25 protein-coding genes, 1 riboswitch and 1 other annotated feature are annotated in these 26,947 nt (G+C 40.5%); of the genes, 1 reads left to right on the top strand and 24 read right to left on the bottom strand.

What is annotated here, in order from left to right:
- Positions 1-110: 110 nt before the first annotated feature.
- The 16 genes from AB3N04_RS15935 to AB3N04_RS15860 all read right to left on the bottom strand — a co-directional run bounded on the left by AB3N04_RS15935 (position 111) and on the right by AB3N04_RS15860 (position 17,865).
- Positions 111-887, bottom strand: a complete 777-nt coding sequence (locus AB3N04_RS15935) for a hypothetical protein (RefSeq protein ID WP_368503653.1) — start codon at positions 885-887, stop codon at positions 111-113.
- Complete coding sequence (locus tag AB3N04_RS15930; protein ID WP_368503652.1) at positions 884-1,474, bottom strand: hypothetical protein; 591 nt, start codon at positions 1,472-1,474, stop codon at positions 884-886. The genes AB3N04_RS15935 and AB3N04_RS15930 overlap by 4 nt, the downstream gene beginning before the upstream one ends.
- Complete coding sequence (gene pilM / locus AB3N04_RS15925; protein ID WP_368503651.1) at positions 1,474-2,454, bottom strand: type IV pilus biogenesis protein PilM; 981 nt, start codon at positions 2,452-2,454, stop codon at positions 1,474-1,476. The genes AB3N04_RS15930 and pilM overlap by 1 nt, the downstream gene beginning before the upstream one ends.
- Positions 2,455-2,501: 47 nt before the next feature.
- The gene (locus AB3N04_RS15920; RefSeq protein WP_368503650.1) at positions 2,502-3,263 is read right to left on the bottom strand and encodes an A24 family peptidase; all 762 of its coding nucleotides are present in this window, start codon (positions 3,261-3,263) and stop codon (positions 2,502-2,504) included.
- A 66-nt stretch (positions 3,264-3,329) separates the two neighbouring features.
- Entirely contained in the window at positions 3,330-3,833 is a 504-nt protein-coding gene (locus AB3N04_RS15915; RefSeq protein WP_368503649.1) for a type II secretion system protein, read from the bottom strand.
- A 92-nt stretch (positions 3,834-3,925) separates the two neighbouring features.
- A riboswitch (cyclic di-GMP riboswitch) is annotated at positions 3,926-4,009 on the bottom strand.
- A gap of 88 nt (positions 4,010-4,097) precedes the next feature.
- Positions 4,098-5,306, bottom strand: coding sequence for a type II secretion system F family protein (locus tag AB3N04_RS15910; RefSeq protein WP_368503648.1), 1,209 nt, complete (start codon positions 5,304-5,306; stop codon positions 4,098-4,100).
- Positions 5,307-6,347 (bottom strand): type IV pilus twitching motility protein PilT, encoded by a 1,041-nt coding sequence (locus tag AB3N04_RS15905; protein WP_368503647.1) that lies wholly within the window; start codon positions 6,345-6,347, stop codon positions 5,307-5,309.
- 12 nt (positions 6,348-6,359) lie between these two features.
- The gene (locus AB3N04_RS15900) at positions 6,360-8,030 is read right to left on the bottom strand and encodes a GspE/PulE family protein (protein ID WP_368503646.1); all 1,671 of its coding nucleotides are present in this window, start codon (positions 8,028-8,030) and stop codon (positions 6,360-6,362) included.
- 12 nt (positions 8,031-8,042) lie between these two features.
- The gene (locus AB3N04_RS15895) at positions 8,043-9,479 is read right to left on the bottom strand and encodes a hypothetical protein (RefSeq protein ID WP_368503645.1); all 1,437 of its coding nucleotides are present in this window, start codon (positions 9,477-9,479) and stop codon (positions 8,043-8,045) included.
- An 87-nt stretch (positions 9,480-9,566) separates the two neighbouring features.
- Positions 9,567-10,385 carry a hypothetical protein gene (locus AB3N04_RS15890; protein ID WP_368503644.1) on the bottom strand — a complete coding sequence of 273 codons (819 nt, stop codon included), beginning with the start codon at positions 10,383-10,385 and terminating at the stop codon, positions 9,567-9,569.
- A 256-nt stretch (positions 10,386-10,641) separates the two neighbouring features.
- Positions 10,642-10,926, bottom strand: coding sequence for a hypothetical protein (locus AB3N04_RS15885; protein ID WP_368503643.1), 285 nt, complete (start codon positions 10,924-10,926; stop codon positions 10,642-10,644).
- Positions 10,927-10,962: 36 nt separating this feature from the next.
- Entirely contained in the window at positions 10,963-12,267 is a 1,305-nt protein-coding gene (locus AB3N04_RS15880) for a folylpolyglutamate synthase/dihydrofolate synthase family protein (protein WP_368503642.1), read from the bottom strand.
- A gap of 156 nt (positions 12,268-12,423) precedes the next feature.
- On the bottom strand, positions 12,424-14,205 hold the full coding sequence (locus tag AB3N04_RS15875) for a carboxypeptidase-like regulatory domain-containing protein (RefSeq protein ID WP_368503641.1): 1,782 nt from the start codon (positions 14,203-14,205) through the stop codon (positions 12,424-12,426).
- A gap of 1 nt (position 14,206) precedes the next feature.
- The gene (locus AB3N04_RS15870) at positions 14,207-14,509 is read right to left on the bottom strand and encodes a hypothetical protein (protein ID WP_368503640.1); all 303 of its coding nucleotides are present in this window, start codon (positions 14,507-14,509) and stop codon (positions 14,207-14,209) included.
- A complete protein-coding gene (locus AB3N04_RS15865; RefSeq protein ID WP_368503639.1) occupies positions 14,472-15,044 on the bottom strand; it encodes a sigma-70 family RNA polymerase sigma factor in 573 nt (190 codons plus the stop codon). The genes AB3N04_RS15870 and AB3N04_RS15865 overlap by 38 nt, the downstream gene beginning before the upstream one ends.
- A 178-nt stretch (positions 15,045-15,222) precedes the next feature.
- Positions 15,223-17,865 (bottom strand): valine--tRNA ligase, encoded by a 2,643-nt coding sequence (locus tag AB3N04_RS15860; protein WP_368503638.1) that lies wholly within the window; start codon positions 17,863-17,865, stop codon positions 15,223-15,225.
- Between the two features lie 59 nt (positions 17,866-17,924).
- Positions 17,925-18,173 (bottom strand) — a binding site (T-box leader).
- Between the two features lie 223 nt (positions 18,174-18,396).
- On the opposite strand from AB3N04_RS15860, the gene AB3N04_RS15855 reads away from it, so the two are divergent.
- On the top strand, positions 18,397-18,594 hold the full coding sequence (locus AB3N04_RS15855) for a hypothetical protein (protein ID WP_368503637.1): 198 nt from the start codon (positions 18,397-18,399) through the stop codon (positions 18,592-18,594).
- Between the two features lie 81 nt (positions 18,595-18,675).
- Here AB3N04_RS15855 and ysxE read toward each other — a convergent pair whose 3' ends face one another.
- The 8 genes from ysxE to AB3N04_RS15815 all read right to left on the bottom strand — a co-directional run bounded on the left by ysxE (position 18,676) and on the right by AB3N04_RS15815 (position 26,927).
- On the bottom strand, positions 18,676-19,686 hold the full coding sequence (gene ysxE / locus AB3N04_RS15850; protein ID WP_368503636.1) for a spore coat protein YsxE: 1,011 nt from the start codon (positions 19,684-19,686) through the stop codon (positions 18,676-18,678).
- Entirely contained in the window at positions 19,683-20,594 is a 912-nt protein-coding gene (locus AB3N04_RS15845) for a hypothetical protein (protein ID WP_368503635.1), read from the bottom strand. The genes ysxE and AB3N04_RS15845 overlap by 4 nt, the downstream gene beginning before the upstream one ends.
- Positions 20,595-20,608: 14 nt before the next feature.
- Positions 20,609-21,865, bottom strand: a complete 1,257-nt coding sequence (gene spoVID / locus AB3N04_RS15840; protein WP_368503634.1) for a stage VI sporulation protein D — start codon at positions 21,863-21,865, stop codon at positions 20,609-20,611.
- A 179-nt stretch (positions 21,866-22,044) separates the two neighbouring features.
- Positions 22,045-23,331, bottom strand: a complete 1,287-nt coding sequence (hemL, locus tag AB3N04_RS15835; RefSeq protein WP_368503633.1) for a glutamate-1-semialdehyde 2,1-aminomutase — start codon at positions 23,329-23,331, stop codon at positions 22,045-22,047.
- 21 nt (positions 23,332-23,352) lie between these two features.
- Entirely contained in the window at positions 23,353-24,336 is a 984-nt protein-coding gene (gene hemB, locus AB3N04_RS15830) for a porphobilinogen synthase (RefSeq protein WP_368503632.1), read from the bottom strand.
- Positions 24,333-25,127, bottom strand: a complete 795-nt coding sequence (locus AB3N04_RS15825) for a uroporphyrinogen-III synthase (RefSeq protein WP_368503631.1) — start codon at positions 25,125-25,127, stop codon at positions 24,333-24,335. The genes hemB and AB3N04_RS15825 overlap by 4 nt, the downstream gene beginning before the upstream one ends.
- Positions 25,127-26,059: a hydroxymethylbilane synthase gene (hemC, locus tag AB3N04_RS15820; RefSeq protein WP_368503630.1), complete on the bottom strand. Its 933-nt coding sequence runs from the start codon at positions 26,057-26,059 to the stop codon at positions 25,127-25,129. Before hemC ends, AB3N04_RS15825 begins: the two co-directional genes overlap by 1 nt.
- Positions 26,060-26,111: 52 nt before the next feature.
- Entirely contained in the window at positions 26,112-26,927 is an 816-nt protein-coding gene (locus AB3N04_RS15815) for an inner membrane protein YpjD (RefSeq protein WP_047973830.1), read from the bottom strand.
- Between the last annotated feature and the right edge of the window lie 20 nt (positions 26,928-26,947).

Genomic DNA, 26,947 nt, shown 5'->3' with positions numbered 1-26,947 from the left:
AACACGTTCTTACTTCTAGTCTATTAACTAAAGGGGAATGATAGAACGAGAGAATGAAAAAACATCCTAGTAAATGGTATAAAAAGAGACGAAGATAAAAGATTCTTCGTCTACTGATTGTAAAGCGGTGAGCTCTTGTTTGCTGGCTTCGGATACTCTACTTGAGGAAGCTCCTCTTCAAGTTGTTCATCATCACTTGGGAAATAAAATGCAGACACAACCATCATAAATTCCAACGACTCTTGTTCATCCTCAACGAGCACCCGCTCTTTTGGAGCCACATACGAAATAGAATCGATGCTTAGCATTCGATCATTACGATCTAGTTCTTCTGCAAAACGAGCTAATCCTGTATATTCATTTGTTCTCATCCGAATCATAAAACGAATGACTTCTACATCATCAATCGCCGCACTTGAGGTAACGGGCTCAGATGCCTCTGTTTCAACTTCTTCCTGAGGATCTACTTCAATAAAGTCCTCAACTTCCTCAGCCGACTGCTCTTCTTGCTCCACTTCTGCCGTGCTGGAGGGTGAAAATGTAGAAAAACCATCTTCTACTTCGTCCTGAACATCAATAGAGAGAATGTATACATCTGCAATCCCCTCCGCACGAGCAAACGTAAGTAATAATTGGTCTACTAAGGGACGAACGGGTAATTGGCGTTGTGCAAACATACTTGATTCAATGATTTCCATTGGTTGTGATTCAACCTGCTGCTGAATTCCCGCTACCTGAGATTGCTCATACTCCAGTTGCTCTAAGGCCTCTTGTCTTTCCTGTTGCATAGGCTTGACCATACTCATAAACAACCAGATTAGACAACCGATAAGAAGAAAAGCACCGGCCATGAACCATACTTTTTTATTTACCATCATTTCATTCATTGATTCTCACCTAATGACTGGGCGTATTCTCGGTCTAATAGTAAATCAAAGCTTGCTATATAACGTGACTTCACTTCATCAAAATCAATCTCATACTCCTCGTCATCCATCATCTCATGAGCATCAATGATCGATAATCTCACAGCATCTACAAGCTCACTACTTTCAAGAGCTTCGTGATATTGCGCGATTTCCTCTAGTCGATCAAAGCTTACATCAAAATGGACATCTTCTGGTTGCGTATATGAAAAGCTACTGATAAACCCACGTTCAGGTAGCTGACTGACCAAAAAATTAACGACCAAGGAAGCAGGTATAATATGGGATTCGAGTAGCACAACGGCTTGCTCGATTTGATCTAAATTTGAAAACTCAAAGCCTGTTAACTCTTGTGTAACAATGGCTGCTTCCATTTGAACGTCATAAGCCTCTTGCTTGATCTCCTCTATTTCAGAGCTGATGTGACGTTGATAGAGAAACGTACTAGCGATAGCAAGAATGACCAAAAAAACGAACCCTCCAACATAGAGAATGCTTGTATAATTTTTCCCCGGTTTCTCTGGTAATAAATTTACTTCTACAAGCATTATCCGTACACCTCTTTTTTCAAGGCAAGTCCTACAGCATCATAGTAGCGAGGAGGAGGATCTTGTTTTGTATGTTGTTCAATTGAGGTGACCTTTAATGTGAATAGTTGTGGGAACGTCTGTTGAAATTCAAAAAGATGCGGATGATCTCCACAAAGTAACATTTGTGAGATTTCCCCTTCCCCTTTTAACACATTAAATTGATAGAAATTAATCACTTTTTCGATTTCTCGATAAAGTTCTTGAACTTGCTCATCGAGTTGTTCTTCCTTTTGCGACCATATGAGTAGCGTACCTTCAGCGTGCTCTTTTTGAACCCAGCCTTCTCGGTCCATGTCGGGTACAACCGTACTCAAGAACAATGGATGATGATCTTTAAAGATCGTAATCGTCGTTAACAATGTATCCACTTGCACTTGGATGAGGTATGCCTCGCTCGCTGTGTGGTCAAGTTCATAAAACAATCGATAGGCAGCCAATGTTGAAAGATCAGCCGCATTCGGTTTTAAGTGGACGTCTGCAAATGCATCAAGGTACTGATGTAAAATCGATTCTCTCGAGGCAAAAAGCAGAACCTCTTTTTGACCATCCTTTAAGCCAACGACTTTATAATCAAAAATAGGATCATCGAACGGCAGCAATAAGCTTTCGCCTAAATCCAAATAAAGCTGGCCTTTCACCTCATCATCAGGGATCGTTCCATCAATTAAATGAGTGCGAACAATCGTATGCTGACTCGGCAAGCAAAATTGAACCCACTGCCGCTTTAATTTCCAATTTTCTACACACTCTGACAAGATTGTTAAAAACGTAGCTTCATCTTCAATTTGACCATTAACGATGACTCCATGAGGTAAATAACGCTCCTGTATATTCGTTATCGTATGTAACTCTGGTTGCTTACTACCTATATAGCGAATGACGTGATCCTTGATGATCAGCGCATGTCGCTTTTGTTTTGCTTGTTGAAATAGGTTCATCTTCATTCACCATTTCTATTAAAATGACATCCGTTATGACTAGTTTACTATAAGAAAACACCTATGTACCATTTTACTAGAGAGTTTCCAAAAAAATAAGCGGTAATCGTTCCAAGTACGATAAAAGGCCCGAATGGGATCGGCTTTCCTCGCTTCACTTTGCCAAGCAACATGCCAACTCCAGCAATGATTGTTCCATAGAAACAGGAAAAAAAGAAGGCCAGTAAGACATTTTGCCAACCAAGCACGAAGCCTAGCAATGCAAACAATTTAATATCTCCGCCACCCATACCACCTTTACTGACTATTGCAATAAGCAGCAGTAACCCGAAGCCAACTCCTGCCCCAATTAATGCATCCCACCAAGGAGCAAGCGGTGCAATCGTTAAACGAAGCAGAATAATTAATGGGGAAAAAAACAGCAAGATTTTATTTGGAATGAGCATATAGCGTATATCGCTAACAAAAATAATGGCAAGAAGTGAGATAAGAAGCAGTGTAACTACCAGTTCATATGACCAGCCGACAACGAGATAAGCTAGTACAAACGCAATCCCGGTCATAAGCTCGATAAACAGATAAAGAGGCGAAATTCTCGTCCCGCAGCCACGACATTTCCCCTTTTGAAAGAGAAAAGAGAAAACAGGAATTAACTCTCGCGTCGCTAAATCACGATCACAGGTCGTACAATGAGAGCGCGGTGCGACAATTGATTCCCCCACCGGCACACGTAAGCCAACCACATTAAAAAAAGACCCAAAAGTCAAGCCGAACACAAATAAATAGATCATAAACAACCAATCAATCATAACGGCCTCCTAGGGTGGTGGTATTTATGTAGTGAAAAAGCCTATCGGGTGGGATAGGCTTATTACTTAAGGGTTTGCGATTACTTTATCACGGTCTAATGCTGCTTCGGAAACTGCTGCCCCGCTCTCTGTTTGTATACCGCGTGTAGCATTTCCTAGTTTCACACTGTAACTAAAGGTATTACCTGACTTAACTACAGTGACATAATTATCACCTGCATTGGCAATTACATTTGTAGTTTCAAGCTCGTCTTCTCCAATAATATAGTCAGTTCCATCAGGATCACTAACAGCCTCTAAATACCCCTCTTTTATTAAGTAGCCCAAAGGAATATACTGTGTACCATCAATCATATTTCTAAGATTACTTTCTCCTGTTACAGCCAACCTAGCAGAACTAACCATTTGCTGTGCATTTGCGACATGCGCATCTTTCTTACTGTTATCAATAATTCCACCAATACTTGGTACAGCAATTGCTGCGATAATTCCTAGGATGACGACAACGGCTAGTAGTTCAACTAGTGTTAAACCCTTTTCATTTTTCGTGTGTTTTAACCACTTTCTCATTTGTTTGTTCCTCCGTTTGAATATAATTTTCTGTTTTCCGCGACAAAGGGTGACTTTACAACTACTAAAAAACCAATCTTGCATGCGTACATTACAAAATCGGCCGGTTGCACTAGTTGCTCCAAACTACCCAAGTGCCCATGTAAAGATAGTTTTTCATAGCTTTCCATATTCGATTACGCATAAAAGTAATGCCTAATTAACTAGTCTATTAGTTCTAATGAAAGTTTACTGGTAAAGCTTTCATTTGTCTAGCAAAATTTACTAACCTACCGCATCAAAAATTTCAAACATCGGAATCGCAATTGCTGCGACAATAATACCGACTACGAACGCTAATATCACGATCATTATCGGCTCAATTAATGACTTTATTTGGTCGGTTCCAGCCTCGACTTCTGACTCATAAAAGTCAGCCACCTTATCAAGCATCGTATCAAGCGACCCTGTTTTTTCCCCGACGGCAATCATTTGTGTCACTAAAGGAGGGAATACCCAATGCTTATGCATCGGTTCGGCAATTGATTCACCCCGTTCAAGCGAATTTCGTGACTCTTTAATGACGCGTGCAATTACTTCATTTCCTACAATACGTTCGACAATCGAGACCGATTGCAATATTGGAACCGAACTTGCAAACAAGGAACTCAATGTTCGTGTCATTCTCGCTAAAGCTGCTTTTTGCAAAAGCTTCCCGAAAATCGGCATACGTAAAATAAAGAGATCACGATAATAGCGCAACTCTGCTCGTTCATTTACAAACCGTAGAAAGACGATAAAGAGTATAGCGACCAACGGAAGCACCCACCAAACTCGACTAAAGAACTCTCCAGCCCGTAAAACGAATAGGGTAATGAGAGGCAGCTCCGAATCAAAGCTTGCAAACATATCTGCAAATGTCGGCACCACATAAGATAGTAAAAAAATGACGATGATGATGGCCACAAAGCCGACAACGAGTGGATACGACATGGCTGACATCACTTTTTGCTTTGTTTTATGCTGCTTCTCATAATAGGTTGCAAGCCTTTCGAGAATGTCATCAAGATTCCCGCCAAGCTCTCCTGCTTTTGCCATATTGACGAAAAGGGGTGGGAACACTTTTTTTTGGTTTTCAGCTGCAAAAGAAAATGGGTTCCCTGCTCGTAGTTCTTCTTCTACTTCAAATAAAGCTGACTTCAGCTTTTTACTCGTTGTCTGATCCCGTAAAATGACGGTTGCATCGACAACGGAAATTCCCGCTTTCAATAAGGTCGCGAATTGTCTCAAATAAATCACAAAGTCTTGCGAACGTACTCCTTTTCCACCTAGTGATATGTCCCGATCAAGAAGACTAGTCGATTCTCCAAGTGAGCGAACCGCAATCCCGTCTTCGCGAAGCAACAGACGTGCTTGTTTTTCGGAAGGCGCTTTGACCTTGCCATTTCTCACTTGACCTTTTCGGTCACGTCCAGTGTATTTATAAATAGCCATTTAGATCCCACTCTCATTCAAGTACGCACTTACACTTTCATACTCGACAACACCTGTTTCAACTAGCTCTTTAATCGACATTTCAAGCGTATGCATCCCACTTGAGCGACTCGTTTGCATAACACTTGGAATTTGATGGATCTTTTCATTTCGGATCAAGTTTTTCACAGCTGAATTATTTACAAGGATTTCGGTAGCTGCTCTTCTTCCTTTTCCATCAGCTGTTTTAAACAAACGTTGGGAAACAACCGCACCTAATACTGAAGCTAGTTGAATCCGTACTTGTGGCTGTTGTTCAGGAGGAAACACGTCAATGACACGATCAATCGTTGCTGGTGCATCAGTCGTATGGAGCGTTCCAAGTACCAGATGTCCTGTTTCAGCAGCCGTAATCGCAATCGAGATCGTTTCCAAATCTCTCATTTCCCCTACTAAAATAATATCTGGATCCTGTCTTAGGCAGCCTCGTAAACCATTCGCAAAGTTTTGCGTGTCAAAGCCGACTTCTCGTTGATTAATAATTGAGCGTTTATGCTTATGTAAATACTCAATTGGGTCTTCAAGCGTAATTATATGCTTATTTGTTTGTTCATTAATTTCATTAATCATCGCGGCAAGTGTCGTTGTTTTCCCGCTTCCCGTAGGTCCAGTAACAAGCACTAACCCTTGAGGTTTTTGGGCAATTTCTTTTAAGACATTTGGCATATTCAACTCATCTAAAGTCGGGATTTTCGTAGGGACGACTCGAATGGCGAGACAGACACAGGAGCGTTGAAAGTATGCATTGATACGAAAGCGCGACACCCGTGGGATGCCATGAGAGAAATCTAATTCGCCTCTTTTTTGAAAGACCTTCCAAAGGTCTTCTGATAAAATCGCTCTTGCCATCGTTTCTGTATCGACTGGCTTTAACATCTCTTCTCCGTGGTGCCTCAATTCTCCATTAATACGTAGAATAGGAGGAACCCCCACCGTCAAATGGATATCTGATGCACCGAGTTCAAATGCTTCAACTAGTAAGGCCTCTAATCTCTCTTTCATGCTACCCCTCCATTACTCATCCATCGCCACACGTAAAACTTCTTCCACTGTGGTCAATCCTTGCTTCACTTTCAATAACCCGTCATCCACTAAAAAGATCATCCCTTGTTGCATCGCAAAGTGGCGAATGGCACTCATAGATTTATTATTCATCATCATTTGGCGAATATCATCGGTGACAACGAGCACTTCTTGAATAGCCAAGCGACCTTTATATCCAGTTGCGTTACAAGATGGGCATCCACTACCTCGGCAAACGTTTGATGCCTTGATGCCACGTTTCTCAAATAAATTCCGCTCCATCTCGGTCGGCTCATGCCAGATCGCACAGTCTTTGCATATTTTCCGGACAAGACGTTGTGCGACTACTCCTGATAAGGATGAAACGACAAGATAAGGCTCAATTCCCATATCAATCAATCGAGGAATCGTTGCGATCGCGCTATTTGTATGTAACGTACTCAAAACGAGATGTCCTGTTAGCGATGCGCGGATGGCAATTTCAGCTGTCTCGGTATCTCTTATTTCCCCAACCATAACAATGTTTGGATCTTGCCTTAATACCGAGCGTAAACCGGCTGCAAATGTCAATCCTACTTGCGCATTCACTTGAACTTGATTAATCCCTTCGATTTGGTATTCCACAGGGTCTTCAATTGTAATAATGTTCACCTGCTCGGTATGGACATGATTTAAAGCAGCATATAGAGTAGAAGATTTACCCGCACCGGTGGGGCCTGTAATTAAAATGAGTCCAGATGGTTGTTCGATCATTTTTAGAAAACGCTGATGATTAATTTTATTAAACCCTAGCTGTGATAGCTTGTTTAAAGTACTCCCTAAATCTAGAATACGAATCACCACTTTTTCACCGTACACTGTGGGAAGCGTTGAGATCCGTAAGTCGATTGGGGTCATTTGGATTGATGTTTTAATGCGACCATCTTGTGGCAAACGAGTCTCGGTAATATTTAAATTCGCCATAATCTTCAATCTAGCAACAAGTGAATTTTGAATTCGCTTCGGATACACTCGTTCTGTCTTTAACACGCCATCCACACGGTATCTGATGATGATCTTCTTTTCCATCGGATCAATGTGTATATCACTTGCTTTTTGCACAAGCCCTGCTTGAAGAATTTGATTCACCAATTTAATCACAGGAGCATCTTCTTCATTTCCATCAGCTGGGTTAGCATTCGCTAACGCTTCAAGTTCCTTGTCATCGAGTTCCGATTGTAAAAAAGCATCATCAAGCTGATAATGTCGCTCGATCGCTTGATGAATCTCATCTCTTGTTGCAATCGCTGCCTCGATTTGAAAGCCTGTTGACATCCGCAAATCATCAATAGCAAAATAGTCCATAGGATCAGCCATCGCTACATAAAGGAGGTTTCCTTCTTTTTTCAATGGAATCACTTCATTACGGAGAGCAAATTCTTTAGGAACCATTTTCATTAAAGACGTATCAATCGGGTATCGATAAAGGCTTATTTGTTTGATCCCTAATTGTACCTCCAGCGCTTCGATTAACTGTGACTCTGATATATAGTTCCACTCAAGTAAGGCATCGCCAAGCTTTTGCCCTTCTTTTTTGGTCGCTAAAGCGGTTTCTAACTGCTCTTCTGTTAAGAATCCAGCATCTAGTAATAAATCCCCAATACGCTTACGTGCTCTCGCCATATCGCTTCACCTCTACTCCTCTCCTTTAACAGGTGGTTCAATTGTTTCGTTATAATCATTTAGAGAGGAATTCGGTTCCCAAGTTTGTCCGGGGATGCCACCAGATCCGTTACCGACCGTTCCCCCTTGACCACCTGTTGAATTACTTGGGTCATACGGATAAGTAGGATACTCTCCACCAGTTGATGGATCTATGCCCGGAGTTGCACCCGGCGATGGACTTGGTAGGGTCCCTGGTGATGCCCCTGGAGCTCCTGGATTTGTTCCTGGTGGGATTTGTGGATAAGACCATGGTGGGGCTACTGGTTGGTTAGGGTCTGTCGGTACAAATATTGGATTATATCCACCAGCAGGGTTCTGCTCTTCCTCCGTAGCTGGTTGCTCTTGTAAACTCCACTCTTCAATCTTGTGCTGAGGTGGGTAGTAATCAATTCCAATCTTTTTCTTGACGATGACCTCTCCATCAAGCGATCGTTCAATATGGTAGACATGAGCCGAGTAGCCAATCTCTCCCTCACTCATTACTTGCTTATCTCCTATTCGACGAGTTGGTGAGAAATGAACAATCGTACGTGGATGAATCTCTTCTATTTCTTCTACACTTAATTGATACTCATGAATAAACGGCTTCCCAATTAATGCTAATAATAAGCGATCCCCACTTAAGCTAGCTGAGAGCTCATATGTATAGTGATTCGGATTATATGCTTTAAAATCCATTGAGCTAGGAGAAACACTTGCTGCATAACCTGCCGTCGTATAAGCTGGTAATGTTAAACCAATATGACGCTCAATAACTTGAATATTCGTTTGCCCAAATAACTGAAATAATCCAGTTGCGAGTCCATCAAGTCCGTTGCTATCCAAGAGTGGTTGCCTATTTTCTCGAAGGGCATCTTGTAATGAAAATAATGACCTCGCTTCTACCTGGTATCCGTCCAATGCTTCAACCCATTGTGGCAAATACATGGAGGATACCGGACCTAGTTCAACAGAGGACACCGATATCTCCTCAAGCTGAAATGCCGGTAGAAATTGTTCACTAATATCAATTGATAGACGCTTTGACGAAAGAGTGTTCACTTTGCTTGTTAGGTTCTCTGCAAAAAGCGCATAATCAACCCATTCTGCAACTTGATAGCGAGCCAACGAGTGAACCGCATCACGCAGACGTTGCTCATTCACAGTCGCACCTAGCTCAGCATTGCGAGAAGTCGTCGCTTCGTGTAGGGCTTGATCAATCTCAAACTGAATTACATTACTAGGAAGGTTGGCTGTTTCTTCAAATAAATGAAGAGAAAGACTTGCTTGTTCATGCCAAGTTTGGATTGCCTCTTCAAGTTCTATTCTAGCTTCAGCTTCATTCATGCCGGCGACCGCTACACCAGCAATTTCTGTACCTGTTTCATATGCACCACTTTTCCATCCTAATCCCCCTAGGGCTGCCATTCCTCCTAAAGTGATACTAAATAAAAAAGCTGAGCATCCAAACAAAAGCAGAAATGAACGCATTAATGGTTGCTGCATCAACATCCGTCAGTCCTTTTTATCATCAATTTCTAATTCTTCAAATAAGCGTTTCCTAACCGCGGCAACATCTTCAACGTCTTCACTCGCACGAGGAGCTTCGAACTGCTCCTCACGTATATGGAATTTGCCACTTTGTTGATCCTCTGTTCCTTTGTCTTCATCCATCCAATCGACTTTGGGAGGAACACGTACAGGAAGATCTTCATCGATCTCATCGTTATCTTCTTCTATCCCCAACCTTAATCGACTAACTCCTGTTCTCTCAGTACCCTCTTCTATTTCTTCACTTAACATTTGTTTTTGGCGGCTTTGAAAATAATCAAGCAGCTCTTCTTCATTGTCAGGTTGGATGGCTTCCTCATCACCCTTTTCAACCTCAGCAATTTCTTCATGTTCTTTTATCTGACTAAGGTCCGATTTAAAAGCATTTTCTTCTATTATTTCATCAATCGGCCCCTCAACCTTTACTGCCTCTACTGATAATTCGTCACTTAAAGGTTGGTCTTCTATACTAGATTCATCTGCGGTAGTAGCAGCAAGTGGGGCTACCTCGTACTGTTGCTCATGATTCTCTGAGTCCTCTTCTGGTCCTTGATACTCAAATTGCTTACTAAATACGACAACAAATAGTAAAAAGAGACCACAGAAAGCAAGTGTAGCGATTTGCCACGTATAAAGAATGGATAATAACAAAGTTAAAAGTACAAGCAAACTAGAAATACAAACGGCTTGCATGCGTTGTTTTAATGGGATTTGGAGTGGAACCTTTCGCAACATCACGACTAAAAGAACTGCCCCGATCGCCAACATTAATAGAGGATACATGTTGTTTCTACGTCTCCTTCTAATCTAGTAATCATCAGACATACTTACTAGATCAATCATCTTTTCTTCCTTTTTTATCTGACTATCATACTATGATGATGGTCACCTAATCACCTTACTGTAGATGATATGGCAACAATTACAACCAAGCAAGAGAAATATTAAAAAATAGAAAAATGATCACAAAGATGTCGAACAATCTGTCACTTCTTTCAAAAAAATCCCACCTCTTATGATTAGAAGTGGGGAATCTTTTTCATCTCGCTAAATGATGCAACCTTATACGCCCCTGCTGCTTCGCTCCGTTATACATCGCACGGTCAGCTTTCCGAATGAGCGTTACTGCATCATCGATAGTATTCTCTTCATTGATACTCGCAAGGATAGCTATGACGGCGGCTAAAGTAATGAGGAGGGCAAAGGCGAACAGGTCCACCACGATTAACTCGTAGCTATTGGATCTTGTGATTAATAAAGCAATAAACATCATTAGTACAACAACCCAACTAAACCAATTAATACGTTCAGTAGCGTTCTTCACACCTTCACCCCCACTTCCTGTCTTTACTGACTAACTTCATACTTTAATCGTTGATCTCAACCATTTTCTCACTTCTGAAACAAAATAAAGAGAACCAGAAACAACGATTATGTCATCTGTAGTGTGATTCAACTGAGCATTTAAGACTGCTTTTCTCCAGTCTGAAACGGCTGCCTTCTCTTGTACTTCTGCTTGATTGAATAGATCGACCTCAGATGCAGCTCGAAAAAAATCAAACGTTGTAAATGTAAATGTAGCGTTTAGTTGTAAAAATGGGTGAAGAAGCTTTTGCATCTCTTTTTCTTTTGTAGCTGCGACTATGATTCGGTATCGTTTCTCAGGATAATGCGCACGAAGCGTTGCAGCAAGTGCACTCATTCCCTCTTCATTATGGGCGCCGTCCAAAATAATAGTCGGGTCCTTTTGCACGATTTCAAATCGTCCCGCCCAACTCGTTTTTTGTAATCCCACTAAGCATGCTTCCTCCGTATATTTCAAATGCCCCAGTTGTTTTAACGTACTCATAGCAGCAATAGCAAGCGATGCATTTTCCCGTTGGTGATCTCCAGCCATATGAATCGTACAGGTCTCAAACGTTTCTTCAATTGATTGAAACGTAAAAAGTTGACTTGTTTCATTACGAGTGAGCAACGTTTGCTCAAAATCAACTCCACGTTGCTTAAATTGAGCCTGGCAATGATCTGCTTTCTCTTTTATCACACTCTGCGCTTCTGCTTGAGATACTCCTGAGATCACAGGTGTTCCGTTTTTGATAATACCAGCTTTTTCAAAGGCAATCTCCTCAAGAGACTCCCCTAAAATATGCATATGATCTCGACCGATAGACGTAATGATCGAGAGTAGAGGATTAATAACATTGGTTGAATCCAACCTACCGCCAAGACCTACTTCAACTAATACGAAGTCAGGCTTTGTCATCGTAGCAAAATATAAGAAGCCAATCGTCGTGATGACTTCAAATTCAGTCGGTGATCCAAGGTCGGTTTTGGCTAATTCATCAACAAGAGGTTTCACCTTATTTGCACAATCTACAAGATCTTCACTTGAAATAGGTTCCCCGTTAAGTGATACTCTTTCTTCAAAACATTCAATGTAAGGTGAAGTAAAGGTCCCAACGTCATAACCGTTTGCCTCAAGCATATGGCGTAAGTAGCTTACCGTTGAACCTTTTCCGTTTGTTCCGCCAATATGGATCATTGAAAGCTTCTTTTCTGGATGATCAAGTCTCTCTAACATCCACTCCATCCGCTTTAAACCAGGCTTTATTCCAAATGGTAACAGGCTATGAATCCAATCAATTGCCTCTTCTACAGTTTTCATACTTACAACCCCTCATGGCACAAAAGTCATGCCTTTTATATCATTCTATTATTATAGCGATGGTTCCTCTATTAATTCAATGAAAGTCAGTCTATATCAAATAATTACCTCCATAAAAAAAGAAGAAGTGCTATGTTCGACCTCTTCTTCTGCTGCTTATCCTTTTTCACTTAACATAACCTCATATTCCTCTCGCCCTGTTAACTCATATAATTGCTCGATATATCCCCTCATTACTCGGCGAATCTCTCCATTATCATCACCTTCTCTTTCTTTCTTATGTTCGAGTAGTTTCGTTGCCATAATGAGTGCATGTTCTTGTTCAATCCCTTCACGTTGCTCAATGTCATGCTGGTAAGAAGACAAAGCTTGATCTACTTTCTTCCGAAGAAGCAATTGGTCAGCCGATGTGAGCGTTCGTTGCTTCATCTGAAAAAAAGGAATATCTTGAGCGAGTTCTTCATTTAACCGGTATCCTGTACTTCGCCGTATTTCTTTCCCCTTTTCATCAACTGAGATCACGTACCAAGAAAACCGACCTTCAGAATGAGCATAAGACAACTGCTGTTCCGGATGGAGCATTGAGGAATACCTTTCTTTCGGTTCAGCAAATGATACATAAAATGCTGAGTGGTAAAGGTCTTCGATGGAAATCTCCACTTCTGGTTGTTCGATTCCTTCTTTCACAATATGAGTGATTGAACCCCCATCAAAATAGGTAGTTACCGCTAACTGATAACTTGCGGCAGTTCGATCTTCTTTCCATGAAAATTCCATTTCATTTCCCGTAAACACATGATCATTCACCGGATGGTTCACTTCTAACAGTTGGACGAGCGTGACATCATAGTCGACCTCTTCGCCACTCGACACCTTGATTCGTTCATCGATAGCAACGGGCCAAGAATACCCATCAATCTGCTCAAAATCAAGACCTACACCTAATTGATAGGAATCTGGTACGACATGATCAAATTGATAGAAGCCATTGTGATCAGTTATCGCACGATACTTCTCAGATTCTGGATGAATAGAATGGCTACTCTGCTGTTCTGTTCGCAAATAGACTTCCGCTCCTATAATTGGCTCACCATTTTCATTTGCGATAACCCCACTAACTGTTCCATAAGAAAAGGAAGCATCTATCTTTTTTAGTTGTTCCAACATACTTGCAAGTCTTTCTTCGATGTCATAAGAGCCTCCATCTTCTGGACTTTGTACTCGCTTTTGCCAATCCGTGATACGTGAAATCGCATCCTCAACTTTCTGTTCTTGGATCAATAATTCAACCTTCCATTCAAGTAATTCTCCATCCTGGATCACTTTCCACTCTTCATCTTCTTCTAGGTGAAGTTGTTCTTGTTCATATTCTTCAATAAGGCTCCACGCCTTTGTGTATTGCTCTCCATCAATGTATAATTCGACTAATTTCATTGTCAGTTCTCTCGGCATGTGAATCATTGTTGAACGATCAATGAAATCATCTCGCTTTGCTTCAACATACTCGGTCGCTTCTAAGATAGAGGTATGAAAGGCATAATAGTCTGTCAGCAGAACGACAGCTTCTTGGTAGTGCACACCATCTACATTACCTCTTCTCTCCACATACATCTCCAGATAAGGCACCATTTCTTCTAACGTAAATCCATGCCAGCTCTGCTCTTCTTGCCAGTGACTCATACTAGGAGAGAGGTAAACATCTTTAATAGGACAGCAAAACGAGTACATCAGCATATACTTTTCGATATAATGAAGTTTTTGTGAGTCTGTATTTGCTCGGTCGATCAAGTTGATGATTAATTCATTAGCATTAGGTTCTCCTTGGCTAAAAGCTCTCTCTACCTTCCGTTCTTCCACGATTGGGGCAAGCAAGTAAACATAACATAAGCTAAACGCAAGCATTCCGACAACACCATAGAGGAAGTTTTTTCTCTTCATCTTAAGATTCACCTTCTAAGCCCCTCCCTTCGACGACATGCTTATAATATACATTGCCACCGACCTCCACTAATTGATTGGTTTGAGTTGGGCTATCACCGACCATCATATTAATGACTAATAGCAATGCTGCAACGGATGTAACTGGAACGACTGGAACAGTCATTTCTTGATTCATCCATGCCACCCATTTTTCTCGCGCTGTTTTGGGATGCGTCCGTTTTAAGACTTCCTTTTGTTTGGTGAATTGGATATGTTCTAGTTGTTCATCGATGCACCTTTTTACTTCCTCTCGTTCTTTCATCTTCTTCACCCTCTTTTAAGAACTGAGCTAATTGTTTTCTCGCTCGTGCTAACCTACTTTTCACAGTATTTTCTTTTACATTAATTAGATCTGCTATTTCTTTGATTGAATACTCGCTATAGTAATACAAAGCAATCACTTCTCGATAGACCGGTTGCAATCGTTGAATCGTTTGTATGACATTCCGTCTTGATTCTTCGGTCAAAAGCAATTGCAAAGGGCTACAATCCTCTACACTTTCCATCAGCTCTTCATTTGAAGAGAGAAGGAGATGCTTAAAACTCCACGTTCTCGTCCGCCTTCGACATTGACTGACAACAATCGAAAGTAGCCATTTCGTTAGCTTTTCTTCATTACTCAATTGTTCAACTTTATTAAAGGCAAGAATAAACGCGTCTTGAACAACATCTTCTGCTTCGTAGTGATCTTTAAGTAGCAATGTGGCGAGTCGCATTGCCCCTCCACCATCACGACTCATCCACTCATGTAATGCCGCTTCTTCTCTCCTTTTTAACCGCTCGATTAAAGTCACCATTCCAACGATCTCCTATCTCTGGTTCGCTCTACCATATAGAGCCAATTTACCACGAGAAGGTTGCACGAATGAAGAAATTTTTTATAACTAATTGTCTAGCTCTTCCTAACAGCGATTAGCTAGCAACCTCAACAAAAAAGTCGCCCACCTAAATTAAGGTAGACGACTCTTTCACGTATTACGCTTTTAACTCAGCAATCCGCGCTTGAACCGTTTCACGCTTTGCTTTGTAATCTGCTTGTTTTGCCTTTTCTTCTTCAATGACTTTCTCTGGAGCTTTTGCAATGAAGCCTTGATTGCTTAGCTTCTTATCAACACGTTCTACTTCATTAGTTAGCTTCTCTAGCTCTTTTTCAAGACGAGCTATTTCTGCATCTAAGTCTAATAATCCAGCTAATGGTAGGAATAATTCTACTCCTGAAAGAACTTGAGACATTGACTTTTCAGGTGCCGATACATTCGTACCTAACTCTAACTTACTCGGGTTACAGAACTTTTCAATGTAGCTCTTGCCACGCTCAAGCTGTGCGAGTGTGTCTTGATCCTTTGCATTGACAAGAAGTTCAATTTGCTTACTCATCGGAACATTTAATTCTGCACGTGTGTTACGAACAGAACGAATCATTTCTTTTAAAAGTTCCATATCTTTCACTGAGTCTGCAAATACATAATCTTCTTTACGCTCTGGCCAAGCAGCAACTGTAATGGAGTCGCCTTGATGTGGCAAATGCTGCCATATTTCCTCGGTAATAAACGGCATAATCGGGTGAAGAAGTCGCATTGTCTGATCCAACACGTACGCAAGAACAGAACGAGTTGTCTTCTTCGCATGTTCGTCCTCCCCGTTTAATGGTAATTTCGCCATTTCAATGTACCAGTCACAGAAGTCATCCCAAATAAAGTTATAGAGAAGACGACCGACTTCTCCGAATTCGTATGCATCAATTAAACGCGTTACATCTTCAGTTGTTTGTTGAAGGCGTGTTAAGATCCACTTATCGGCTATTGTCTTTTCTCCACTTAGATCGATTTCATCGTATGTTAAACCATCCATATTCATAAGAGCAAAACGCGATGCATTCCAAATCTTGTTACCAAAGTTCCATGTTGATTCGACTTTTTCCCAGTAGAAACGTAAGTCATTTCCCGGGGAACTTCCTGTTGAAAGGAAGAAGCGTAGTGCATCAGCACCGTATTTGTCGATCACATCCATTGGATCTACACCATTTCCAAGCGACTTACTCATCTTACGCCCTTCTGAGTCACGTACGAGACCGTGTATAAGAACATCGTTGAAAGGACGTTTTCCTGTAAATTCAAGACCTTGGAAAATCATACGAGAAACCCAGAAGAAGATGATGTCATAACCTGTTACAAGGACATTTGTCGTATAGAAACGCTCATAATCAGGAGAATCTGTATCCGGCCAGCCCATTGTTGAAAATGGCCATAAAGCGGAACTGAACCATGTATCAAGGACATCTTCATCTTGCTTCCAGTTTTCAATATCTTCTGGTGCATCGTGCCCTACATAAACTTCACCAGTTTCCTTATGATACCAAGCTGGGATACGGTGTCCCCACCAAAGCTGACGAGAAATACACCAGTCACGGATGTTCTCCATCCAACGTAAATACGTTTTTTCAAATCGATCTGGAACAAAGTTAACTTTATCCTCAGATTGTTGAAGGTCAATAGCAGCATCAGCAAGAGGTTGCATTTTTACAAACCATTGAGTCGATAAATACGGCTCAACAACTGCCCCACTACGCTCAGAATGACCAACAGAATGCATATGCTCCTCGATTTTGAAAAGAACACCAGATTCCTGCAAGTCTGCAACAATTTGCTTGCGACACTCAAAACGATCCATGCCATTATACTTTCCAGCTTTTTCATTCATTGTTCCGTCTTCATTCATAACCAAAATCCGCTCAAGGTTATGACGGTTTCCAATTTCAAAATCATTCGGGTCATGTGCTGGTGTGATTTTAACTGCCCCAGAACCAAATTCGATATCCACATAATCATCTGCAACGATAGGGATTTCACGATTAGTAATCGGAAGAGTCACTGTTTTTCCGATCAGATGCTTATAACGCTCATCTTCAGGGTGAACAGCGACAGCAGTATCACCTAGCATTGTTTCAGGACGAGTCGTAGCAACTTCAATATTTCCACTACCATCTGTTAATGGATAGCTCATGTGATAGAAAGCTCCTTGAACATCTTGATAGATAACCTCGATGTCTGAAAGAGCTGTTTTTGTTTTAGGATCCCAGTTAATAATATACTCTCCACGATAGATCAGGCCTTTATTATATAGCTTTACAAATACTTCTCGTACAGCTTTTGATAACCCTTCATCTAAGGTGAAGCGTTCACGGGAGTAATCAAGTGATAACCCTAATTTTGACCATTGATTACGAATGAAATCAGCATATTCTTCTTTCCATTCCCATGACTTTTCAACAAACTTTTCACGACCTAGATCGTAACGACTTACCCCTTCTTCACGAAGCTTCCCTTCAACTTTTGCTTGAGTAGCAATACCTGCATGGTCCATACCCGGAAGCCATAACGTATCGTAACCTTGCATTCGTTTAACGCGTGAAAGGATATCTTGTAGCGTTGTATCCCATGCATGACCAAGATGTAATTTACCCGTTACATTTGGCGGTGGAATCACAATGGAATATGGTTGTTTCGTTGAATCTCCTGTAGCTTCAAAGTACTTTCCTTCTAGCCAATAGGAATACCACTTTGCTTCTGTTTCTTGTGGATTATACTTCGTCGGCATCGACAGCTCTTTTTTCTCCATCTTTTATACCCTTCTTTCCAATAAATTCCTTTTTATAAAACTAAAAAAACCCTCTTCCTCCAAAGGACGAAGAGAGTTTGTATTCGCGGTACCACCTTTGTTTGCAGCCTCTAAGCATCCCTAAATAAAGACAGAGAAAGAAACTACACACTTCATTTGATAACGGCTTTTAACCGACCTTACTTACTAGTCGTTCAGTAAGGTTGCTCCTGGGCGACATTCAATTCGTACATCTTAAGAAATCTCTCAGCTAATGATTTCTCTCTCTTAAAGGTTCGGAATTTACTCTTCCCATTCTATGCATATCGATCTTAAATTAAAGTCTAAACTCATCACTTAATATGATTCTTATATAGTTTAATTTATTTCTTATTCATTCGTCAATATTAGCTTTACCACAATTTATCATTTCTATACTATTATATGTACAGTTGCATAAAATGCAACCTGATCATGTAGCTTGCACAAATGCCCTTTCTTTTGCATAGAGTATGGTATGACATGATGTTTTTTTAAGAAGGAGGGCTCTGCATGATGGGCCGGAAATACCGCCGTTATTATCATCGTCCCCCTTGGTGGCTAAAAATTCGTTCAATGTTTGCTCAATTGTTACTTCCACTCATATGTTTTCAGTTTTTACGTACCCTGCTATTTCCTACAACATTTGATGTAATCTTACTGACGTTAATGTTCGTTCTTTATTGTTCTCTCTTATTAAAGCTATTTTAAGTAATAGTTTTGATAAGAGAGTTTTTTTTATTAAGAAGAAGCAAAAATGAAAGAAACGTTCTCTAATGAAGGTAGAGAACGTTAGCTTTCTTCTTGTTTTACAATTAATTTTTGACTTAATCGTTGGACTTTTCGAAGGGAGATCAACCGTTTTTCAAGTCGCTGGACGTGCTGTAATTCACTTTGTCCTTGCCGGTCGTTCACATAGGATTCTACTGCAAAAACGACTGGTTCAGGAAACAGTAAATATCCACATAATAATTCCTTTTCCTCGTCAAGCAATGGTAAATGGCGCTCATAACACATAAACCAACGAAGTACTTCATCTTCAGACCACATCGTATAGCGAAAGTTTGTACGGCAGAAACTAGCCAAATCTCTTGCTGGGGTATCAATACTTGACCTTTCAAAATTAAGCAAAGTCGGCTCATTTTCCATGTTGAAAATAGCATGTGAGCGTGAGAGTCTACCGTGGCAAAGTACGGTTCGATATTTCTCTTTTTCTAAACATGTTTCATACCAGTTTTGTAAATGCTCACCTGCTTTGATTGCCATTTGATCAAGCATATGAGCGTGGGTAATGAAAGTTAATTCAAAAGGTGACATATACCTTTTACGCTCAGCAAAATCAGCAAACCTACTAAGTTCTAATCTTCGCATCTCCCAGTGCTTAATCAACTGTTGAAAAGACTCATCGACTTGCCCTTTATCAAATACTTGAGTTTTCACCGTCAGGCGGTGAATAACGGCCATCTGTGTGGCTAGCTTTTCTTCCTGAGACTCTCTTCCCATGTATTCCACAGCTTCTAACCAAGGCATAACGTAGTAAATATGAGTACTCGTAGCCACCGTATACTCCCCGTATTTAGTAGGCATGATTGGAATAGCTTGTTTATAATTTAACTTTGCTAGCTTTCTCATCGCATGAATAAATTCATCGGCTTCTAGTCGATTCATGGTTGTTTCTTTTAAAGCAAATACTCCCCTTGAGGTTATTACCTTCTTTATTTTTCCAAAGTCTTCAATGTGTTCTGGATAAAGATCATAATAAAATAAAATAGAGGCATATGGATTTTCAACATGTTGCCTCATGTAACCACCTTCTTTTGGTCATCTATCCACCTTCCAAGAATCGAAACAAGTTGCCTTGCTGCTTCCCATTCATTGGACATCTTTGTTAATTTCTCTTCTATCTGTCGTTCACTTTCATTACTCATAAGGGAACGAGTCACTTCTGCCCACTCATATGGCTCAAGAACCTCTACGATAAACAATAAGGCCTGATCTGTGTTAAAAGCTTCTGTATGGCCAATGGATGCAATAACCTTCTCAAGAGACTTTGTTCCATTTACAATTTGCCAGTTGATCAAAAATTGACGTAAAGATTGATAGCCAAGGTGAGCTTGTTCATTTGTCCCTCTCCAAATCAGCACATCATAGATCCTTCTAGCTTGATCTGGTGATTGGAACAAATCAAGAAGAGGTTGTTTCACCTTTCTTTGTTGACTACGAATACGTTCGGCTTTTTTCGATCGGACAAGCGCCTCTTTATGGTAGCGAATCAACTGGTCTTGAATATCATCTCTTAATCCATTTAGTAACATTGGATTCCACTCATAGGAGGGTAGCTCTTCTTGATACACTCTCTCTAATTGACGTTCCTCTAATCCATGCGTAATCATTAAGCCCATTAACATTCCCCAGGCTTTTTCATGGTCAAGTTGAGGGTATACTTCCTCTATTTCATCATGTAAAGTAATCCATTGCTCTTTCCATTTTGCAGCTGCCTCTTCTTCCTTTGTGCGAATCATACGATCCGTTAATACAATGGGAGTATAATGACAACGGTCTCTCCATTCAACATGCCATTCTAGTAAGGAAGAATCCGACCAAGAACGAATTCTCTTTCGCCCTTGGTCGGTCAGAATAACAGCCTCATTAATAAATTCAACCTGTTTAAAACCATATTGCGCTTTAAGCCAATCCACCAGTTCCATCATAACTAACTCCTCGTTTAGGACTTGGCACTTACTGGAATATAGAGAATTTGACCTTCCTCTACCTTTTCTTCTGTTAATTGATTCATTCTTGCAAGCTGACTTGTACTCACATTGTACCGGTGTGCGATGGTATCGATCGTTTCATTCGGTTGAATAATACACATTCTCCACTTAGAGAAACGCTCTTCACCTTTTGTTAGCATCTTTGTTAGGTATAAGGCGTTTTCTTCTCGAGGTTTTCCTACTTCAAGTACTGGCTCATAGTCACCCTCTACTTCTTCTACTTCTTCTTCCTCAACAGCTCTAGCAATCGGCTCAGAAGGTCTTGCAACCATTTTAGTTAATGGCGCAACACTCTTTTCTTCTTCAACAGCTTCTACAACTACTGTTGTTTCTCTTACTTCTTCTTCATCCTCTTGTTCTTGCTGTTCAATAGGCGTCTCACTTTCTAACCTAGGTTCTTCTAAAATCTCTTCAATTATTTCGACCTCTTCTGATGGCTCATCTAAAACTTCTTGTGTAGCCTCTACTCTTTCTTCAACTTCATCAACTTCTTCCTCTTCTTCCTCTACTTGCTCTGGTTCTTCTGCCGTCTCCTCAGGTAGAGGTTGTTGGTACCCATAATATTGATTAAACACCGGTGCCTGCCATGAATTTGACGGGGGAGGTTGAAACTCCTCACTCCCTCCATGCAATGGTGGAGGACTTACTAACTCTTCATGAGATGTCGCCCTTTTTGCATCAAAGGAAAATGACGGCTCAACGGACTCTTCTTTTTCGTCTGCTTTTTTTTCAGTTGCTACCGGCCTGTTAGCAGATTGATCCTGAGGGTGATTCATCCCACTAATACTAATGTCTGCTGTGAGTTGGATACAACTTTTTTCAGGGAGATCATAATCAAATGATTCAATTTGAACATATACATCATCTAAATTATGAATGCGACTAATAGGGATCGTTACATCAATTGGGAAAAAATGAGTGATTTTCCCTGTCCCATCTTCTGAAAGAGAAACATCTCCAACCGAGCGAAAAGATACTTGGTCCTCAACCGATCCTTTTTCAAGATCTACCTCAGCTTCTGACTTTGCAGGTTGATATTCACCAATAAGTCGCAAGCCACCTTTTATATATACATGATGGTCTTTTTCTTCAATCGAAATATCTGGTTCAAGTGACATTCCTACAATCTCTTGAACTTCTTGCCCTTTATTTAACCAAACCGATTCCTCAATAGAAAATGAAAGCTTCGTTGGATGTTCTTGTGTCACAATACATTCCTCCTCAACATGATCAATCTCATCCTCTGTGTCTACGCTATTCAGTACAATATCACTTTATGAGCAAGCCTTACTAAATATGACAAAGGAAAAGAGAAAGTAAAAATGACATAGCCAAGGATTGAACAAAAAAAGTGAGCCCTCATCATGAGAACCCACTTGTGTATGTTTTATTTTAACTTTGAAAAGGCAATTTCTGCGGCTGCGATCGTTTGATCAATATCTTCTTCTGTATGCTTAGTCGACAAGAACATGCCTTCAAATTGTGAAGGTGGAAGAGAAATCCCTTGTTGAAGCATTTCTTGGAAATAGCGAGTGAAGTAATCTAAATTTGAGGTAGAAGCCTTCTCAAAGTTCGTTACTTTTTCATCTGTAAAGAAGAAGCCCACCATTGAACCAGCTCGGTTAATAGAATGTGGAATATTATGTTTCGTCGCAGCTTCCGATAAACCATCGGCAAGCTTAGTAGCTAACGTCTCAAAGCGATCATAACTTTCTGGTGTAAGTTGTGAAAGCGTCTCATACCCTGCAGTCATCGCTAATGGATTTCCAGATAACGTACCCGCTTGATAAATTGGACCAGCTGGTGCGATTTGTTCCATAATTTCACGTTTCCCGCCATACGCACCTACAGGTAGGCCGCCACCAATTACTTTACCGAGACAAGTTAGGTCAGGTGTCACACCTAGCTTTCCTTGTGCGCACTCATAACCAACACGGAAACCAGTCATAACTTCATCAAAAATGAGAAGCGTCCCATTTTCCGCTGTAATCTCCCGTAAGTCTTCTAGAAATCCTGGCTCAGGGGTTACAACGCCCATGTTTCCTGCTACAGGTTCTACAATCACTCCGGCAATGTCATCACCAAATTGTTCAAACGCATACTTTATACTCTCGATATCATTGTAAGGAACCGTTAGTGTATTTTTCGCAACCGACTCTGGAACTCCAGGACTATCTGGTAAGCCAAGAGTTGCCACACCTGAACCTGCTTTGATTAATAAAGAATCACCATGCCCATGATAGCAGCCCACAAATTTCAAAATCTTATTGCGGCCTGTATAACCACGTGCTAAACGCAATGCACTCATCGTCGCTTCTGTACCAGAGTTAACCATACGGACGACTTCAATAGATGGCACACGTTCAATGACAAGTTCGGCAAGTTTCGTTTCAAGCTCACTAGGAGCACCGAAGCTTGTCCCTTTTTCAGTTGCTGATTTTAATGCCTCTACCACTTGCTCATCAGCATGACCTAAAATGAGTGGCCCCCATGAAAGAACATAGTCAATATACTCATTACCATCAATATCATAAATTTTAGAGCCTTTACCACTTTCCATGTACACTGGGTCCATCTTTACTGATTTAAATGCACGAACCGGACTATTTACTCCACCTGGCATTAGTGGTTTTGCTTTTTGGAAAGCTGCTTCTGAATTTTTAAATGAACGCATTCTCATTCTCCTTTCAATCTGTTAGTTCGTTTCTTTTAACCAACGAGCCACATCTTTAGCATGATACGTTAAAATCAAGTCAGCACCTGCTCGTTTCATACTTGTCATCTTTTCAAGCACAATGGCCTTTTCATCGACCCAACCATTTTGACTAGCAGCTTTTATCATCGAGTATTCCCCACTGACATTATATGCCACAACTGGAAATCCGGAGTGATCCTTTACCTCACGAATCACATCTAGATAAGAAAGAGCTGGCTTTACAATTAGGAAATCTGCCCCTTCTTCAATATCTGATTGTGCTTCACGAATTGCTTCGAGGCGATTAGCAGGATCCATTTGGTATGTTTTACGATCGCCGAATTTAGGTGAGCTATGAGCTGCATCACGAAACGGCCCGTAGAATGCTGATGCATATTTAACCGAGTAAGACATAATCGGCACGTCATGATAACCTGCTTCATCTAAGCCATGACGAATCGCTGCTACAAAGCCATCCATCATATTTGAAGGAGCAATAATATCTGCTCCAGCTTCAGCTTGAGAAACTGCTGTTTTAGCAAGTAAGTCAAGCGTAGGATCATTTAAAATCTTACCGTCTTCAATAACACCGCAATGACCATGATCAGTAAATTGGCATAGACATGTATCAGCAATCACTGTAAGATCAGGATGCTTTTCTTTAATTTGACGAATCGCTTTTTGAACAATTCCGTGATCATGATAGGCAGAAGAGCCTACATCATCTTTATCTGCTGGAACTCCAAATACGATAATAGAAAGGATTCCGAGTGCCACCGCTTCTTCTACTTCAGTATCTACTAAATCAAGTGACCATTGGAACACATTAGGCATAGAAGGAATTTCATTCTTTACCCCTTCCCCCTCGATTACAAAGATCGGATAAATCAAATCATCTGTTTTAACAGATGTTTCGCGAACCATACGACGAATCGAAGCGGTTTGACGAAGGCGACGATGACGATTAAATTCTAACTGTTTCAATAGTTTTCATCCTCCTTAAAATATGTAGAGATAGCTTCTATAAGACCTTCAATAGTGTATGTACTTGCTGTTATATCTACTTGTAAATGATACTCTTGTGCTGTTTTTTCTGCAATCGGTCCTATGCAAGCAATCCGTGCATAAGGAAATGGATCTTCTAGCTCAAGCCCCTCTAAAATCTGAGTATAGTGTTTAACGGCTGAAGAACTTGTAAAGGTGATCACATCAAGCGGTATGTGTTCATTTATCAGAGATTGAATGTGGTCTTTGGCCACATCAGGACATACCGTTTTATAGACGGTTAAATCATCTACTTCAATTCCATGAGCGCTCAATGCCTTTGGTAAATAAGTTCGTCCCAAATTACCACGAGGCAGTAAAACACGCTCACCCTCATTAATATGCTCACGTAATACCAGGACTAAATCTTCTGCAACATAATGTTTTGGAAGCAGACTTGCCTGATAGCCATATTGATTAAGAACTGCTTCAGTCTTATTTCCGACTACAGCAATGTTGGCCTTTTTAATAATAGAGCGAAGATGATCTTCTTTAAACGCTTCAAAAAAGAAACGCACACCATTTGCACTTGTAAAAACAAGCCATTGATAATGTTCAAGACTGTTTCGTACTTGTTCCATATGATGTGCTTCTTCTATAGCTTGAAAAGAGAGAAGCGGAATAACATGTGCAATTCCGCCCACTTCTTCTATTCGATTAATAAGAGGTTGAGCTTGTTCGATTGCACGCGTTACAAGTACATGCTTACCCGCAAGTGCAGCCGTATTCATTACTGATCAAGCTCACGTTTCACTTTATCTAAAATTTCCTTAGCCCCTTTTTCAAGAAGACGATCTGAAATCTCCTCGCCTAATTTTACAGGGTCTTGACCAACTAATCTCTCTTTTAAGATCGTTTTACCATCAGGAGAGCCTACAAGTGCAGTTAAAGAAAGTTGGTCGTCAGCTTGAATCGTTGCATAAGCTGCGATTGGCACCTGACAACCACCTTCCATCTTGTGTAAGAATGTACGCTCAGCGGTTACAGTACGGGATGTGTAATCATCATTTAATTTCTGAATTAATTCAAGCACTTCTTCGTCATCGCTACGGCACTCAAGGCCTAGTGCACCTTGTCCTACAGCAGGAACACACATTTCTGGAGATAAGTACTCTGTCACTAACTCTTCTGAATAACCGAGCCGCTTCAATCCTGCAGCAGCTAAAATAATCGCAGAAAAATCTTCTTCTTTTAATTTACGTAAACGTGTCTCAACGTTACCACGAATCCATTTCACTTCAAGGTCAGGACGCTCTGCTAAAAGTTGAGCTGAACGACGTAAGCTACTTGTACCGACAATCGCTCCTGCCGGTAAATCTGCTAATTTTACGTTATCAACTGAAATAAAGGCATCACGAGGGTCTTCTCGCTCTGTAATCGCTCCTAATGTAAAGCCATCAGGCATAACGGATGGAACGTCTTTCATACTGTGAACAGCTAGATCAATCTCTTTATTCTCAAGAGCTTGTTCAATCTCTTTTACAAACAACCCTTTCCCACCAACTTTAGAAAGCGTCACATCTAATATACGATCTCCCTTTGTGACGATCTTTTTCACTTCAAACTCATAAGGAACGTCTTTTTTCTTTAATTGAGCAATAACCCAATCAGTCTGTGTTAAAGCTAAATTACTACGGCGTGAACCAATTACAATCGTACGCATGTATAAACCTCCAGTTAATCAGTCAATGTCACTTTTCAAATCTAGTTTTACGTTAATACCATAGATGAAACTCTGAATACTGACCAGATAAGAAATAATTAATTAAAAGTAATAAGAAACAAGCAATATTTAATAGCGCCATATTATATCCTCGAACGTAGTGAACAGCTCGTTGGTATAGGTAGATAGCGTATACAAATAAAACGAATAACGAGCTAATAACTTTCGCATCCATTAGCGGGATAAATCCAAATTGAGTATTGGCCCAAACGAAACCAAGAATGAGACCAATTAAAAAGAATGGAAAAGCAAAAATAGTCATTCGATATGCCAATCGATCGAGTTTCGATAACGAACCAAAGCGCACAAGTCGTTTACCCCAAAGCTTCCGTTTAAGCATTTGATGTTGAATCACATACATAATCGAAAAAGCAAATGATAAAGTAAACGCAGCATATGACAATAATATAATGGTGATATGAATAATTAGTAATTCGGAAACTAAGAGGGTATACAGTGATTCAGGAATACCACTATCCCTCACAAATAGACTAAACGCCATCATACTAAATCCTACAAGATTCGTAAAAAACACGAGAAAATCAACCCTGAAAAACCAGTTGATTAAAAGAGATAGCGTAACCACTACCCATGCATAAAAAAAGAGCCCTTCAAACGGGGTAATTAACGGCAATCGATTTAACTCAAATGCTCGGTACACGAAATACACCGTTTGTAAGACCCATACTATAGAAAGCAACCAGAAAGCCAATCGATTGACTTTCCGGTTTTGCTGTAAGAAATCAATAAAATAGCCAAATACACTTAAACTATAAAGGACAATCGTTAATGGATAAATCCAATTCATCCGCTAATCTCACTCCTTTC

Source organism: Alkalihalophilus sp. As8PL, from assembly GCF_040939795.1.
In the GTDB taxonomy this organism is placed as follows: Bacteria; Bacillota; Bacilli; order Bacillales; family Bacillaceae_D; genus Alkalihalophilus; species Alkalihalophilus lindianensis.
This window is presented reverse-complemented; position numbering and strand designations above follow the sequence as displayed.

Bases quoted from the DNA above. Each gene is read 5' to 3' on its own strand.
- AB3N04_RS15935 (WP_368503653.1), bottom strand. From the start codon at position 887: ATGAATGAAATGATGGTAAATAAAAAAGTATGGTTCATGGCCGGTGCT.
- AB3N04_RS15930 (WP_368503652.1), bottom strand. From the start codon at position 1,474: ATGCTTGTAGAAGTAAATTTATTACCAGAGAAACCGGGGAAAAATTAT.
- pilM (WP_368503651.1), bottom strand. From the start codon at position 2,454: ATGAACCTATTTCAACAAGCAAAACAAAAGCGACATGCGCTGATCATC.
- AB3N04_RS15920 (WP_368503650.1), bottom strand. From the start codon at position 3,263: ATGATTGATTGGTTGTTTATGATCTATTTATTTGTGTTCGGCTTGACT.
- AB3N04_RS15915 (WP_368503649.1), bottom strand. From the start codon at position 3,833: ATGAGAAAGTGGTTAAAACACACGAAAAATGAAAAGGGTTTAACACTA.
- AB3N04_RS15910 (WP_368503648.1), bottom strand. From the start codon at position 5,306: ATGGCTATTTATAAATACACTGGACGTGACCGAAAAGGTCAAGTGAGA.
- AB3N04_RS15905 (WP_368503647.1), bottom strand. From the start codon at position 6,347: ATGAAAGAGAGATTAGAGGCCTTACTAGTTGAAGCATTTGAACTCGGT.
- AB3N04_RS15900 (WP_368503646.1), bottom strand. From the start codon at position 8,030: ATGGCGAGAGCACGTAAGCGTATTGGGGATTTATTACTAGATGCTGGA.
- AB3N04_RS15895 (WP_368503645.1), bottom strand. From the start codon at position 9,479: ATGGCAGCCCTAGGGGGATTAGGATGGAAAAGTGGTGCATATGAAACA.
- AB3N04_RS15890 (WP_368503644.1), bottom strand. From the start codon at position 10,385: ATGTATCCTCTATTAATGTTGGCGATCGGGGCAGTTCTTTTAGTCGTG.
- AB3N04_RS15880 (WP_368503642.1), bottom strand. From the start codon at position 12,267: ATGAAAACTGTAGAAGAGGCAATTGATTGGATTCATAGCCTGTTACCA.
- AB3N04_RS15875 (WP_368503641.1), bottom strand. From the start codon at position 14,205: ATGAAGAGAAAAAACTTCCTCTATGGTGTTGTCGGAATGCTTGCGTTT.
- AB3N04_RS15870 (WP_368503640.1), bottom strand. From the start codon at position 14,509: ATGAAAGAACGAGAGGAAGTAAAAAGGTGCATCGATGAACAACTAGAA.
- AB3N04_RS15865 (WP_368503639.1), bottom strand. From the start codon at position 15,044: ATGGTGACTTTAATCGAGCGGTTAAAAAGGAGAGAAGAAGCGGCATTA.
- AB3N04_RS15860 (WP_368503638.1), bottom strand. From the start codon at position 17,865: ATGGAGAAAAAAGAGCTGTCGATGCCGACGAAGTATAATCCACAAGAA.
- AB3N04_RS15855 (WP_368503637.1), top strand. From the start codon at position 18,397: ATGATGGGCCGGAAATACCGCCGTTATTATCATCGTCCCCCTTGGTGG.
- ysxE (WP_368503636.1), bottom strand. From the start codon at position 19,686: ATGAGGCAACATGTTGAAAATCCATATGCCTCTATTTTATTTTATTAT.
- AB3N04_RS15845 (WP_368503635.1), bottom strand. From the start codon at position 20,594: ATGATGGAACTGGTGGATTGGCTTAAAGCGCAATATGGTTTTAAACAG.
- hemL (WP_368503633.1), bottom strand. From the start codon at position 23,331: ATGCGTTCATTTAAAAATTCAGAAGCAGCTTTCCAAAAAGCAAAACCA.
- AB3N04_RS15825 (WP_368503631.1), bottom strand. From the start codon at position 25,127: ATGAATACGGCTGCACTTGCGGGTAAGCATGTACTTGTAACGCGTGCA.
- hemC (WP_368503630.1), bottom strand. From the start codon at position 26,059: ATGCGTACGATTGTAATTGGTTCACGCCGTAGTAATTTAGCTTTAACA.
- AB3N04_RS15815 (WP_047973830.1), bottom strand. From the start codon at position 26,927: ATGAATTGGATTTATCCATTAACGATTGTCCTTTATAGTTTAAGTGTA.